The following is a 15,316-nucleotide window of genomic DNA, read 5'->3' on the forward strand; positions in this document are numbered from 1 at the left end:
TGATAACAAAACTAATGTTTCATTCCTTTTAGATATATTTTCACTTTTCAAAGTACAATTTAAATCTTAAAATTTTCAATCTAGTTTTTTCATAGGTTAGTTAACACTATCCATCATGTGAATAGTTACCTTATACACTATTAAAAGTCTTAAATTTATTTTTCAATGGATAAGAGTGCGTAAGCATTCCGTTGAATTTTTTCTAAAGCTTTCAAAATATTCAGATTTATATTCTTATTATAACATATATATAATAATATACCTAGTTTGTCTTTGATTATGCATCTTACCTAAAATGTATGTTTTTTTAACTAGAGTTATATTTAGATTTCCCCCCTTAAGTATAACTTCTCTTACAATAATTGTGAAGAGTTGATTTTGTCGATTAAAAGAAAACTTTAATTAAAAAAGTATCTTTATAAACTTATATAGGTTTTATTGACAAACATTTACGGTGGTTCTATAATATGTACTATAAAACGTTTTTAGTCTAAACGACCAAAATAAAGAAAGGTTGACTAATACAAGATGAAAAATACCAAAGAGCAAATAATAAGAGAAACAATAATTGAATCAGCATCCGTACTTTTCCAGAAGTGGGGTTTGAAAAAAACATCAATGGAAGATATAGCTAAATCAGTTGGCAAAGGAAAAAGCACTGTCTACTATTATTATACTAATAAACAAGAAATTTTTCTTATTGTAATGGAAAGACTTGCTAAATGTATAGTTAAAAACTCTAAGGAAGTTATAAATAAAGAAAAAAAAGCAGAAGACAAACTTAGAAAATATTTACTTGAATATAGTTCTGAAATAAAAAAATATGCTAACCTATATGATATTGTACGATACGAACTAAAAGAGGACATTGAGCTTAAAACTAAAATAAGGACTAGCTACGACACTGAAGAACACGAATTAATTAAGGAAATAATTAAATATGGGATTTTAAATAAAGAATTTAAGCAGTATACCGAAGATGAAGTTAAACAAATTTCCAGTACTATTTTAGGCATTGCAAGAAGTATGCTGTTCGATTTGTATATTGAAAATCTACCTGCCGATGGGGGGAATAGGATGAATGTATTTTTGGAAGTGTTATTTAATGGAGTAAAAAGGCAAGAAATTAATGATATTGGTTCTGATAAACTTCATTAGTTGTAATTAGAAACTATCATTAACACATCGTAAAAACTATTTGAATTAGTGTTAGGAGATATATTATATGAAAGTTAAAAAAGTTATTATACCAGCAGCAGGACTTGGAACAAGATTTTTACCCGCAACAAAGGCACTACCTAAAGAAATGTTGCCTATAGTTGATAAGCCCACAATTCAATATATTGTAGAGGAAGCTGTTGCTTCTGGCATAGAAAAAATATTAATTATTACAGGAAGAAATAAAAAGTCTATTGAAGATCACTTTGATAAATCAGTAGAACTTGAGCTAGAACTTGAAAATAAACATAAAAATGCTCTTCTTAAACAGGTTAGAAGTATATCAAACATGGTAAATATATATTTTATAAGACAAAAAGAACCAAAAGGACTTGGGCATGCTATAAATTGTGCAAGAACTTTTGTAGATAATGAACCTTTTGCTGTAATGCTCGGTGATGATATAGTTGATGCTAAAACCCCCTGTTTAAAACAACTTATGGATTGTTATGAAAAAAAGAATACTACAATCCTAGGGGTTCAAAAGGTAGCCCCCGAAAATGTTGATAAATATGGCATTGTTGATGGAGTTCAAATTAGTGATAAAGTATACAAGGTAAATAACCTAGTTGAAAAGCCTAAAGTGGACAATGCGCCATCAAATATAGCTATACTTGGCAGATACATAATAACTCCAGATATATTTGATATATTAGATCAAACGCTACCTGGCATTGGCAACGAAATTCAATTAACTGATGCTCTAAAAACATTAATTAAACAACAAGATATGTATGCATACGTATTTGAAGGACGTAGATATGACGTTGGAGATAAATTAGGTTTTCTTGAGGCGACAGTAGAGTTTGCTTTAAAAAGAGATGCCTTAAAAGTCCCATTTATGAAATATCTTCAAACTTTAAAAGATAATGATAACTTTAGTGACCTATATAAAGAAATAGCTATTGGCAAATAAAAACATTTATAATTTATAAATATTATACATTTAATTTAATGTACTAATATAAAACAAAAGCAAAAGGACTGATAAAAATGAAAAAAGCATTATTTGTAAATATGTGCGGTCAGGGACACGTTAACCCTACTATAGGTCTAGTTAAAGAATTAATAGTCAGAGGAGATCAAGTTACTTATATTGCCGGTGAAGAGTTTAGAAATAAAATAGAAAAGACAGGAGCTAAATTTATAGGTTATAAGAATTCATTTGATGTACAAAATTTATTTAATGGAAACTTAAATTCAGAAAATAATGATCCATTATTAAAAGTTATTGGTACATTTAAAAATATAGTTGAGACTCTATTTAATTTAAATGAAACATTTGACTACATTGTTTATGACTCAGCATTTATGTTAGGTAATGAAGTAGGAAGAGTATTTAAAATACCTGCAATTTGTTCTATTACAACTTTCGCTGCAAACAAAAGAACAAATTGTTTATCAGAACAAATCAAAAAATTTGGACCTAATATACAAAAGCTTCTCAATTCTTTTGAATATATGAATTTTGTGAAAAATCTTAAACAAGAATATGGTATAACTTGTCCTAGTATAGTTACTGCAGTTTCTGCAAAAGGCATGATTAATATTGTATATACTTCTAAATATTTTCAACTTTGTGGTGAAAGCTTTGATGAAAGCTATAAGTTCGTTGGCCCTTCAATAGCAGCTAGAAAGGAAGATGTGAGTTTTACTTTAGAAAATAATGAAAAGAAGAAAGTTATTTATATATCTTTAGGTACTATATTTAATGGTTCTATTGAGTTTTATGAAAATTGCTTTAAAGCTTTTGATAATATGGATGTAAAGATTGTTATGTCTGTAGGTAAAAATATAGATATTAAAGCATTTAAATCCATCCCATCAAATTTCATTGTTCGTAATTATGTATCTCAACTTAAGATTTTAAAACATGCAGACGTGTTTATCACTCATGGTGGAATGAACAGTACAAATGAAGGTTTATATTATGATGTTCCATTAATTCTTATTCCTCAATTCGTTGATCAGCCTGCTGTAGCTAATAGAGTAGCTGAGCTTGGTGCAGGTATTGTTATTGAAAAAGATAAAGTTACACAAGAGATATTGAAGCAGTCAGTAATTAATATTCTTTCAAACAATGATTTTAAAATAAACAGTAAAAAGATTGGAAAATCGCTCAGAGAAGCAGGCGGTTATAAAAAGGCTGTTGATGAAATACTTAATTTAACTTCTTTATATGAAGAAGTAGCTTATGACAACGAAAAATAAAAAATAAAGTGTATATATTAAATGCACTTATTTTTAGGGGGTTTTTTTATGAAAAAAAAATTATTTATATCTTTACTTAGTGTTGTGTTAATATTTGCAAATATAAATTATTTAAAGGTAGATGCTGCTCCTTTAACAATCAATTCTGTTAACTATGGTTATACTACTGATATTACAGGACCTTTAAACACAGCTTATGAAATTAGAAAAGAAATAGAAGCTACTTTAAGATTCCAAGTAAAAATAGATTTAACTTGGAATGATTTAAAAGTAGAAAAGGATATGGACTTATATAATTCTAAAGGAAAAGCTGTTGGGAAACCTGGTGATATATTAATTTCAATAACTGATGATAAAAATACTGATATAAATGCAATTATGATGGGCTCAATTTCAACCCACGCTGCTGTGGTCGATTCAGATCCCCAAAAGGTTCTTGAAGTCTACCAAAACAATGTTGAAAACCGTGAAAATGACTGGAGAACTAGATATAAAAAGATTCTCGTTCTACGTCCAAAGACTAATGAAGAAACTATTAAGGGTGCCATTGAATATGGACATACTCAACTTAACAAACACTTTAACTTTGATTTCTTTAATAAAACTACAACTGATAGATTTTATTGTTCACAATTTGTATGGAGATGTTACTTTAACAACGGCATAGACTTAGACAGAAATGGTGGACGAGCTGTTTTTCCATATGATCTTATAAGTGATAAAGCTACAATTGTCTATAAACAGGGTGAATAATTTTTTAGGTAAAAGGATTTTCTTCATACTTTATTAAAACAAAATTAATCAAAATCAGAAAAAGATGATAATAACCTATAATTAAGTTATTATCATCTTTTTTATACTTATATTATTATTTTTATGTATTCTTACCTTAATAGGAATACATATTTCCATAAGTAACCATAGCAACAGTTTATTAATTTATATTTCATTATTTAGCAAATGAGGTATTATAATAACTGATAGTAATGGTAATAATATTACTATAATTTCAAATTTATATAAAAAAACCGGGGGTATAAGCTTATATGAGAAAGTATATTCGCATTTTATTAGTTATTGTTATATTTGTTTTACTAGCTGGTTGTGACAAAGGCCCAATCAGCAAAAGTACAATTTCAGATAATACAAGTAATACAACACCTAAATCTGAGAGTTCAAAGGCAACTTCCTATACAGCTAAGATAAGTGATTACTATCCTTTTGAAAAAAACATAAAATATATCTACACTGGTTATAGTAATGAATATTCTACTTATTCTGTCTATGTGGACTATTTAATAGGAAACCGAGAACAAATTATAGTTAACAATGGTAGTACAGAGGCAATAAAAGTACTCGAAAATAAAGATGGAGAGTTAAGACTTATCTCTTCTCAAAATGAGATTTATTATAGAGAAAATTTTACTTCTCAAATTAATAATAACCCCGAAATTTTACTAAAGCAACCACTTACTAAAGGTACTTCTTGGACATTGAAAGATGGTAGCAACCGAAGTATAACAAACGTTAAAGCCACTATAAAAACTCCATTAGCTAATTATGAATGTATAGAGGTCACAACTGTTAGAAAAGAAGTCACAGAAAAAGATTATTATGCAGCTAATATAGGATTAGTTAAGACATTGTACTCAAATAATGGTAAAGTAAGTTCTTCATTAGGTAAAATAGAGAAAAATTCACCTCTTGTTCAAACTGTTAAATTTTACTATCCAAATGGAAATGACGGTATGAATTATGTTACAGATAAAAAGCTTTCTTTTTATACAAATGATATAACAAAAAAAATATTTGAGAACTATTTAAGAGAAGTTCCAAAGAAGAATTTAGGAAAATTAATTAGTGCTAACACAAGAATAAGGAGTCTTTATTTAAATAAAGATAATATGGTATACCTGGACTTTTCAAAAGAATTCACACAGGAAATGAATGCTGGCAGTACTTACGAAAGTCAAATACTTCAATGCATTACTAATACGTTGGGTGATTATTATATGGTGAAAAAAGTTTATATAACAGTGGAGGGTAAGCCTTATAGTTCTGGTCATATTTTAATGAAAAAAGGTGAAGCTTTTATTGTAAATTACAAAAACACAATAGTACTTACGCAATGATAAATTATGCAGTTTTAAATGTTATACTATAAAGTATAGTACCTAGCTTCTAATAAATTATGCTAAAATAAAAATAAGTGTGGCGTGTTAACTCTTTAAACTTAAAGGAGGGGTAGTCATTTTACCGCAAAAGGGATCAATACAGTGGTTTTGGGTTTTTATTTTTTATACAATAATAATATTTTTGGGTTTACTTACAACTAGAGTTATGCTTGGCAGTGAACTATTAGTTAGACCTATATTGGGTTTACTTGTAATATCCATGGGCTCGGGTTTATTCCCATGTATAGGTGCTTTTTTCGGCAAACGGATTTTCTTCATAGTTTACACACTTTGTACCATAGTGGGTATCCTTTATATGTTTTATGTAGTACTGGTCAATACTTCCCCAGGTTGGAACGATTTAACCAGTATTATAGGTTATATATCTATAGTTGCATTTGGAAATATCTTAGCTTTAATAGCAGAGATCCTTAGTTACTTTATTCAAATAAAACTGATAAAAAAAAGAAAAATATGATAAGCTCCTAATTACAGGAGCTTATCATATTTCTTGATTCCTTCTTGTTACTTGATTTTTATCTTATAAAATATAATAGTTTAAATTATTAAGATCTAAATATTACACTTTCCTTATTAAACATATGTCTTGCTAGAATAATAGCTGCTATTGTATAAACTATAGACCATGCTATCGTTATTCCTATATGACCATAATTGTAAATTCCACTTGTAAGTTCCTTAACCACTGAGCTTACACTAAGTAGTGGTATGTTAAAATAAAGAAAAGGTATATTTTTTGCGTCCATATACATAGTACCATAAGCAGCAAATATAGGAACAATTGAAAATGGTGTCAAATAAGTTTGAGCTTCCTTGAAAGAACGAGCATATATACTTACAGCTAGTTCAAGTGCACCGAAAAACATTGTTGTTATTATTGTTATTAATCCAATAAGAGCAATTGCTTTATATCCTAAACTAATTGCCGAACTTCCATTTCCAAACATCCCACCAGGAATTTTCATTGAAACTATAAGACCAATCATCGAACATACTGATACTATAAAGCCCATTATTGTTATTGCATAGAGTTTTCCTGTTAATATGTAATGCCTTCCAGCTTTGGTAGTTAAAAGCGGTTCAAGTGTTCCACGTTCCTTCTCACCCGCCCCTAAGTCTGTGGCTGCTGCAATAGTTCCTGTTGCACTATAAAGTAGCACGAATATAGGAATAAGCATTCCGAGTATTATTAGGCCTTCTGCATTTTCTTCCTTTTGAAAACTTGTTTTAGCAACTGTTATTGGTGTTAATATCTTTATATCAATATTCCTTTTTGTTAATCTAGTTCCCACTATTTCTTTACTTAATTCATCTATTATAACAGTTACCTTACTTAGTGCAATCGATGATTTTTGACTTGTATTATCATAAAAAATCTTTATACCAGAATTGTTACCCTTTGAAATAAAAGTGTCAAAATCCTTTGGTATTTCAACAAAGAGTAGTGCCTTTCCATCCTTTACTGCTTCTTGTCCATCAGTGCCACTTATAAATTTTATAGACTTATCTTTTTTTAATATTTTACCAAGGTTACTACTGCCCGTGTCTGACATTACAATTTTCGTATTTTGATTAACATCATCCTGAGCACTATTCATAGTTTTTCCCATAATAAAACTAAGTACTGGCATTAACAAAAGAGGAATAAGCAAACTTACTATTATTGTCTTTTTATCACGAAGCATATCTTTAAGTTCCTTTAGTAATATTACACTAACTAATTTGTTCATGGCTACCCCCTATAAGTTTCACAAAAATATCTTCCATATCTTCATTATTATATTTAGCCTTTAATGAAGTTATTGTTCCCTGCTGCACAACTTTTCCCTTATGGATTATTACAACTCTGTCACAAAGCTTTTCAACCTCTACCATACTGTGACTTGAAAAAACTATAGCCTTACCTTCTGACTTACACTTAAATATAAAATCTTGAATAAGCCTTGTTGCAGAGACATCAAGGCCAGTACTTGGTTCATCAAATAACATAACTGAAGGCTTATGGACAATACTTCTTGCAATTGCTACCTTTTGTTTCATACCTCTTGAGAATTTACCTACCCTTCTATCTATAAATTCACTCATTTCAAGTTCTCGTACAAGCTCTTCTATGCTTTTTTTTGCATCGCAAACCCTCATACCATTCAATTGGGCAAAATACATTATATTTTCTCTTGCTGTAAGCCTGTCATATAGGCCAACCTCTCCACCAAATAAAATCCCAATTTCTCCTCTAATGCTCTCAGGCTCCTTCACTAAATCATGTCCTGAAATCTTTCCTTCCCCTTCTGTTACCTTAAGCATAGTTGCAAGCATTCTCATTATAGTTGTTTTTCCAGCTCCATTTTCTCCAATTAACCCTAGTATTTCTCCCTTATTAACAACAAACGAAACTCCATCTACTGTTGTAAAATCTTTAAACTTTTTAGTAAGATTTTTCACCTCTAACAATTTAATTCCCCCTCATTATATGTCACTTAACCTGCTTTATCTAAACTTTAACCCATAAAAAGATACAATACAAGCCAAATATTCTTAAATGTCTCCTTTATGACATAAACGGAAGAATAGGAATAAAAAACTATTGACATTTCTTCTTTATGTAACTATAATGATATAATTGGAAATTTTAGGAGGTATAAGACATGAAAAATAAAATATATTACGTTATGGATACAATGTGTGGATGGTGTTATTGGGGGTAGACAGTTTTCCAACAGTTATTCTTGAAAAAGGGAATAAAAGAACAATCATAGCTCAAGGCTGTAGCAGTTTTGAAGAAATTGATAAAATTCTATTAAGGGAATAAATTATTGAATAAATAAATTCATGTAATAATATTTAAAAACTGAATTCAGCTAAAAAGGAGTTGATTAATAAATAATGAAAAAAGGAAACTTGCAAAAGTTTCCTTTTTATATAAAACTATATACTATAATACCTATTAATCAATCATCATGGTAAATATTATTTTATTAATCCTTCTGCTACGTTTGTTATAAAGTCTTGGACATTTGTAACCAATGTTTTAACTTCTAATGTTCCCCTATCAGATAATTTGTTAACAGAGAACTCTTGTATATCAATAGAATATATATATACTGGTCTAACAACCCCATCTTTTACAGTGTATGATGGAGTCATATTTCCTGCAGCTATCGTGTGAAGTACTGATGATAAACATATGAGCATAGTTGCATTTCTAGTATGTTTTCTCATAGCATCTTGAGATTCATACACATTATCATAAACGTCTGGCAATGTATATCTATCTCTTATGCTACTGGCAAGTACCACAGGAACATCATTTTCCTGGCAAGCTTTTAATATACCATCTTTAACCAAACCTGAATTTATCAATCCTTTGAGTGATCCTATTTTTCTAGCCTCATTTATAGTTGCAATATAATTATAATCAGCGGTTTCGCGTGACTCAAAAGTTTCTTGACCTGAAACTGTTTCAAACATTGCTTTTTCTAAATCATAGGTAGCAAAGTTATTTCCAGATAAAACAGCTTGAGCATACCCATTTTCGATAATTGATGTAAATGCAGCTCTCGATTCATGATCTAATGCAATTGATGGTCCTAAAACCCAAACTATTTTTCCCATGTGGTCCTTTTCATATTGCATAATTTTATATAATTCATCGTAATCTTTAGAGAAGGCTGTTTCTCTTGATCTCCCAGTTCTAAATGCAAAAGTATCAGCATCTCCATTCTGGGTAACAAAACCCTTAGTATACATGTATATGCCTTCACTTCCATCCTCAGATCTTCCTATGACAACATTATCACCTATTTTTAAATTTCTAAATTCCACAACATCTATGCCACCGTTTGGCGTGATAATCGCAACGCTATCCATACGACTTCCACTAGCGAGTATCCAATTACCTTTTATTTTAAAATACTCAGGATATATTGATAATGCATGATAACCAATATGAGCAACCCCTTCTTTAATTACCTTTTTACTTTTACAGTCCGGAGCATTAATAAAAAATTCATGTTCGAAATCTGGTGGTGTAAATTTTGGTAGCTCAAAAGTCATTTAAAATCTCCTCCTCGTATATGATAATGTGTTTTAGTACAATATTAACATAAATTTTTTTGGACTTTAACTACAAAATCTTGAACATTAGTAACTATTGTTTTAATACCTATGTATTCTCTAGCGACTGCTACTTGATTAACTGCATATTCAGAAATGTCTACGCAGTAAAAATATATTGGTCTTACTTTTCCATCGCAAACTTTATAAGATGAAGTCAAATTTGCAGTTGCAACTGAGTGAAGAACAGTAGCAAGACAAATTATTACTGTTGCTTTATCGGTTTCTTCTTTCATAGCATCAAGTCCACAAGATACATCATGATAAACCGGTGGAAGTGGTCCGTCATCCCTTATGGAGCCAACAAGAACTATCGGTACTTCCTTCTTTATACATGTTTTCATAAATCCATCTTTTATATTTCCTTCATCAATTAATGCTTCTATAGAACCTGCGCGCCTAGCCTCATTTATTAAATCTAAATGGTTATAATGACCCATCGGAACAGATTCTTGAGTATATATATTTTGACCAAGAGCAGTACCTAGTAACCCTCCCTCTAGATCATGGGTTGCCATAGCATTCCCAGCCATAAGAGAATCAACATACCCATTTTCAGATAGTACGGATAAAGCAGCTCTAGTATCATAATCAAAAACCACAGCTGGCCCTAGAACCCAAACTATATATCCATTATTTTGTTTTTCATATTCTAATAATTCATATAATTCTTTATAATCCCTTGAAAATGAAGATTCAACAGATCTCCCTGTTCCAATGCTTGGTAAATTATCAAATCCACTAGTATACTTATATACACCCTCACTTCCATCCATACATTTTCCTAAAACAACTTTATCGTGAGTTTTAAGGTTTCTAAATTCCACAATTTCTACGGTGTTGTTACTGCGAATAACTGCAGAACATTCTATAGATGTTTGAGTTGGAATCACCCATTGTCCTTTAATTTTAAAATATTCAGGAAATATAGAAGTTATTAAAAAACCAATAGGCGCAACTCCATCTTTCTTAACTTCCTCTACTTTAACATCTGGCGCGCTCATAAAAAAACTCTGAGAGAAATCTGGTGGTGCGAACTTTGGCAATTGAAAACTCATAAAATCGTTCCCCCTTTATTGTAATGCATTTAAAATAATGTACATATTACATTATAAAATATAATATGTTGATGTGCAATTAATACTAAGGTATATTGTGATGTATAAAATAAGAAAGATACACAATATGTTTTGTGTATCCTTTTTTATTTGGATATTCTATTAAATCCTTAAGATTTCAATTCTGGGTAAGTTACATTTAAAGAAGTTGCATTAAGAAGAGTATCAAGATATTCTTGTACATCACTCTTTGCTCCTATTAGATCCATATCTGAATAATTACCACACTGATCAGGTTGTGCACCTGGTATCTCTCCTTCAAATGCTAATATAAACTTCATCATATCTTTTACTACCGCAATGCCCTTTGTCTTATCTATATTTCTCATGATCATATAGAAACCTGTTCTACAACCCATAGGTCCAAAGTAGATGACATCCTTAGCTATGTCTTTATTTCTTAGATATGTAGCACCTATGTGCTCAATAGTATGACAAGCACCTGTTGACATAACTTGTTCTCTATTAGGTTCTTTCATTCTAAGGTCATAAGTAATGATATCTCCATCTATCCTTGATTCATAAAAACCTCTTAATAACTTAATATGATTAACTTGAAAACTTGATATTACTTCCATTATTATCTCCTCCTAATCTTTATTACACAACTCAAAGTCATCTATCTCTCTTCAATATGCTATACCTCATTATAACATATCAACTATTAAATATTTACCTTATATGATTTTAACTTATCAAATAAGACTTTATTGATGTTATTAACTATAACCTTGTTAAATACAAACAAAAATAAGCTCCACATCAACTGATGCAGAGCTTATTTTTTTAATTATATTGTATGCTTTTTCTTAAATCTTAAATTTCTGTACCAATTCATTAAGCTTTTGTGCAAGCTCTGCTTGCAGTTGCGATGTTTGTGCCACTTGTGACATAGCTATTGAAGTTTCTTCAATACTAATTTGAATATCTCCTGTATGTTCTGCAGAAAGTTGAGAACCTTGTGCAAGAGTTTGAGTTGCCGTGCTAACTTCATTTACTGTAGCTTCCACCTCTTCAGACATAGATGCAATTTCTTCTGACATCGAACTTATAAATTCACCATCTTCACCATATTGTTTTCCCGCCTCTGCATATTGTTCTAAAACTGGTGTAATATTTTCTATAATAAATTCAAGTAAATCATTACTATTTCCAGATAAATTTTTAAATGCATTTTGAACTTTAACTATGGTACTTTGAATTGTTTTAACAGTTTCTGAGGATTGCTCTGCAAGCTTTCTTACTTCATCTGCAACTACTGCAAATCCTTTTCCATGTTCTCCTGCTCTTGCTGCTTCAATAGCTGCGATTCCATCCGCCATAATTTTGATCTCATCTACAACTTTACCATCTTCTATAGCTTTTAATATCCTTTTTTCCTTTTCTTCATAAATACTCTTACTTTCTTCCAATGCCTTATTAGCCTCTACCCTAACGTACTTAGCTTTATCTTTAATTTTTGCTGCATTACCACTACCCTCCATAGCCTTTGAAGATAATTCTTCCATACTTGAATTGACCTCTTCGACGGATGCAGTTATTTCTTCTGATGTAGCACTAGCTTCTTGAACAGCTTTATTTATTTCAACTGTTGAACGGTCTATAATTTCTATTTTTGTTGTTATTTCTTCAACAGTTGCTGAAAGTTCTTCAGAAGATGCACTCATATCAGAAGAATTACTAATTATTTCTTTTATTAATTCTTTAATATTTCCCTGTGCAACGTTTAATGCAACGCCTGTTTGTCCAAATTCATCTTTCCTTGTAATTATAATTTCATCTGAAAAATCATAATGCGATAATCGACCTGCTAAATTTTTTATTTTGTTTAATGGATTCATTATATTTTTACTTAATATGTATGCCATAAAAATTATAATCAAAAATGCTATAGTAGTATATACTATAATTATGTTTCTAACACTATTAAATTGAGCTATATTATTTGAATTTGCCTGCTTTGCTGATTCCTTATTTATAATAATACATTCTTCTAATTTTTCAAGCATTGAAGCTTTTAGCAAAACCATTTCTGAATTATTCATTTTAACTGCTTCCTTATAATTATTAGCTTTCACAAGTTCAATAACCGTAGTTCTTGCATCCCTATATTTTACTGAATCATTCTTAAACTCGCCATAAATTTTATCCTCTTCTTTTGATGTAGTCAGTAGACTATCATATTCCTTTTCCAATTTATCGATTTCATTACTTAAATCAGCTGTAACTTTTATTTGTTTTTCTAGTTTTGTTCTATCTCTTTCAAAAACAATTCTAAGCATATTAGCTGTACCATCATTTGAAATTGCTTTAATTTCTTCTAAGTCTTTAATAGATGTTAAATAATTACTATATATATCCTTAGACCCTTCATTTATTTTTGCTGAACTTAATATACCTTCCACTCCTATTAAAATTATGAAAATACAAATTACTGAAAATACTGATACAAGTTTTTTCTTTACACTTAAATTTTCAAAAAAATTCATTTTAACACTACCTTTCTTTTTATAGTTATAGTCACTACCCATATTTCAAACGAGAATATATAACCCTCTTATGAAAACAGATACACACTATACAATTCATATAAATTATTATCGGTCATTTTACTTTTTTCTTTAAATAAATTTAAATTTATACAAAAATACTTATTTTACAATCATTTATGCAAAATTTATTTTATGTTATAAATAATAGTAAATGTTTAAATATGATAAACCCACATCTAATGATATGGGTTTACTTGTGATGACATAAATGAATAACCATTTAATTGCATGATTTTTGACTTTAAATTTTATACAATATCCATTTACAAGTAGAAAGTTCATATTTAATTTCAAATAACTTTATAGAATTGTCAATTAAGCTTTGGCATTTATAAACTGTCATAATGTTACCTGCAAATCTCTGTGTATCTTTTACTATAACTTTATCTATTTTTATAACTTGCATAGGCTCATCATCTATTTGCATTCTAAACCTTACAGGTTTTATGTTTCCTTTGTTGTCTGTATAAGAAACCATTTCTATAGGTAATGCTAAAACCTTCATTTATTTTAATCTCCTTTTAAAGCATAGCGCTCATTAATGGGTATTCTTCCTCCCCCTCTGCCATTCCACCACACATACTATTTAACCCTGAATGAAGAAAACAAGATCTACTAATAGCTTTAGAACCATATTTTAGTCTAATTTCATCAATCGCTTTATTAAGTCTACTATCTTTCTCATAATTAAAGGTATCAAGTAAAGAACACTGATAAAAATCATTACCACAAAAGTCTGTTATATGTACTCCCAAATGCCTTATTGGATTGCCTTTCCAAACATTATCAAATAAATAACAGGATATTTCATGTATTTTACGAGTGGAATCAGTTGCTACCGTCAACTTTTTCTGACGAGAATAAAATATCATATCACTTCCTCTAACACTTATACTTACCACAGTACAACAATTTTTAGAATCTCTTAAACGCATAGATACTGTTTCACATAATGATAACAATACTATATGAGCTGTTTCTTTATCATAAACATCAAAGGGAGTGGTAGTAGAATTGCCTATACCCTTCATTTCAATGTAATTACTCCTTCTAACCTCAGAAAATTCATTGCCATTAGCATAATTCCAAATAACCAGGCCATGGCTCTTAAATTTATTCTTTAAGATTTCCAAATTATAATTTGCTAATTCTCCAATAGTATTAATGTTTAATCCATGTAATTTAGGCGCTGTTGACCTACCCACCATAAATAGATCTTCAACTGGTAATGGCCACATTTTACTTTTAATTTCCCCAGGAAATAAAGTGTGTATTCTATTTGGTTTCTTAAAATCTGAGGCTACTTTCGCTAAAAGTTTATTATTTGATATCCCTATGTTTACGGTAAATCCGAGCTCTTTCTTTACCCTCTCTTTTATAGTTTCAGCGAGCTTCATATAATCTGGATACAAATGCTCCATGTTAGAAAAATCAAGAAAACTTTCGTCTATACTAAACCTTTGAATTTTTGGAGTATACTGTTCAAATATTTGATGCATAGCTGCACTACACTTCATATAAAGCCAATATCTTGGTGGCACTATTATAATACTAGGGCACTTCGCCCTAGCACTATATAAAGTTTCTCCCGTATGAATATCGAATTTTTTAGTAGGGATTGATTTTGTCAAAACAATACCGTGCCGGCTTTCTTCATCTCCACCTACTACAGAAGGAACCAATCTTAAATCTAATAACTCACCTCGCTGAAGTCTATAAGCAGCTTCCCATGATAAATAAGCGCTATTAGCATCTATATGCAATATTAATCTACTCATAAACCTCTTCCTTTCTTTAAGCTTTATTTTAAAGTAATAGAACGTATGTTCGTAATATTATTATATACTACTTTCTTACTTTTTAGAAGTAAATTTATAAACTTTTTTTAGAAATTTTTGTATTTTGTTAT

Annotated in this window: 14 protein-coding genes; 5 read left to right on the forward strand and 9 right to left on the reverse strand. The window is 29.8% G+C overall.

What is annotated here, in order from left to right:
• Positions 1-528 precede the first annotated feature (528 nt).
• From KPL37_RS09820 to KPL37_RS09840, 5 genes are all read left to right on the forward strand, one after another.
• The gene (locus KPL37_RS09820; RefSeq protein ID WP_216148761.1) at positions 529-1,158 is read left to right on the forward strand and encodes a TetR/AcrR family transcriptional regulator; all 630 of its coding nucleotides are present in this window, start codon (positions 529-531) and stop codon (positions 1,156-1,158) included.
• A gap of 67 nt (positions 1,159-1,225) precedes the next feature.
• A complete protein-coding gene (galU, locus tag KPL37_RS09825; RefSeq protein ID WP_216148764.1) occupies positions 1,226-2,134 on the forward strand; it encodes a UTP--glucose-1-phosphate uridylyltransferase GalU in 909 nt (302 codons plus the stop codon).
• A gap of 77 nt (positions 2,135-2,211) precedes the next feature.
• The gene (locus tag KPL37_RS09830; RefSeq protein WP_216148767.1) at positions 2,212-3,429 is read left to right on the forward strand and encodes a macrolide family glycosyltransferase; all 1,218 of its coding nucleotides are present in this window, start codon (positions 2,212-2,214) and stop codon (positions 3,427-3,429) included.
• 48 nt (positions 3,430-3,477) lie between these two features.
• Entirely contained in the window at positions 3,478-4,182 is a 705-nt protein-coding gene (locus KPL37_RS09835; RefSeq protein ID WP_216148770.1) for a YiiX/YebB-like N1pC/P60 family cysteine hydrolase, read from the forward strand.
• A 293-nt stretch (positions 4,183-4,475) separates the two neighbouring features.
• Entirely contained in the window at positions 4,476-5,561 is a 1,086-nt protein-coding gene (locus KPL37_RS09840; protein WP_216148773.1) for a GerMN domain-containing protein, read from the forward strand.
• Between the two features lie 165 nt (positions 5,562-5,726).
• Here the strand turns inward: KPL37_RS09840 and KPL37_RS09845 are convergent, their stop codons facing one another.
• The 9 genes from KPL37_RS09845 to KPL37_RS09885 form a co-directional block, all read right to left on the reverse strand.
• A complete protein-coding gene (locus KPL37_RS09845; protein ID WP_216148776.1) occupies positions 5,727-5,882 on the reverse strand; it encodes a hypothetical protein in 156 nt (51 codons plus the stop codon).
• Between the two features lie 287 nt (positions 5,883-6,169).
• On the reverse strand, positions 6,170-7,354 hold the full coding sequence (locus tag KPL37_RS09850) for an ABC transporter permease (protein WP_216148778.1): 1,185 nt from the start codon (positions 7,352-7,354) through the stop codon (positions 6,170-6,172).
• The gene (locus KPL37_RS09855) at positions 7,338-8,075 is read right to left on the reverse strand and encodes an ABC transporter ATP-binding protein (RefSeq protein WP_216148781.1); all 738 of its coding nucleotides are present in this window, start codon (positions 8,073-8,075) and stop codon (positions 7,338-7,340) included. The genes KPL37_RS09850 and KPL37_RS09855 overlap by 17 nt, the downstream gene beginning before the upstream one ends.
• Before the next feature lie 516 nt (positions 8,076-8,591).
• Entirely contained in the window at positions 8,592-9,677 is a 1,086-nt protein-coding gene (locus KPL37_RS09860; RefSeq protein WP_216148784.1) for a putative NPN-dependent ornithine cyclodeaminase, read from the reverse strand.
• A gap of 44 nt (positions 9,678-9,721) precedes the next feature.
• Positions 9,722-10,795, reverse strand: coding sequence for a putative NPN-dependent ornithine cyclodeaminase (locus KPL37_RS09865; RefSeq protein WP_216148787.1), 1,074 nt, complete (start codon positions 10,793-10,795; stop codon positions 9,722-9,724).
• A 170-nt stretch (positions 10,796-10,965) separates the two neighbouring features.
• A complete protein-coding gene (locus KPL37_RS09870) occupies positions 10,966-11,433 on the reverse strand; it encodes an S-ribosylhomocysteine lyase (protein ID WP_216148790.1) in 468 nt (155 codons plus the stop codon).
• Between the two features lie 231 nt (positions 11,434-11,664).
• On the reverse strand, positions 11,665-13,344 hold the full coding sequence (locus KPL37_RS09875) for a methyl-accepting chemotaxis protein (protein ID WP_216148793.1): 1,680 nt from the start codon (positions 13,342-13,344) through the stop codon (positions 11,665-11,667).
• Between the two features lie 304 nt (positions 13,345-13,648).
• Positions 13,649-13,912 (reverse strand): hypothetical protein, encoded by a 264-nt coding sequence (locus KPL37_RS09880; protein WP_216148796.1) that lies wholly within the window; start codon positions 13,910-13,912, stop codon positions 13,649-13,651.
• 16 nt (positions 13,913-13,928) lie between these two features.
• Positions 13,929-15,185 (reverse strand): DNA polymerase Y family protein, encoded by a 1,257-nt coding sequence (locus KPL37_RS09885; protein WP_216148799.1) that lies wholly within the window; start codon positions 15,183-15,185, stop codon positions 13,929-13,931.
• Positions 15,186-15,316: the final 131 nt, after the last annotated feature.

It is taken from the genome of Clostridium frigoris, from assembly GCF_018861865.1.
GTDB classification, from domain to species: domain Bacteria; phylum Bacillota; class Clostridia; order Clostridiales; family Clostridiaceae; genus Clostridium_AD; species Clostridium_AD frigoris.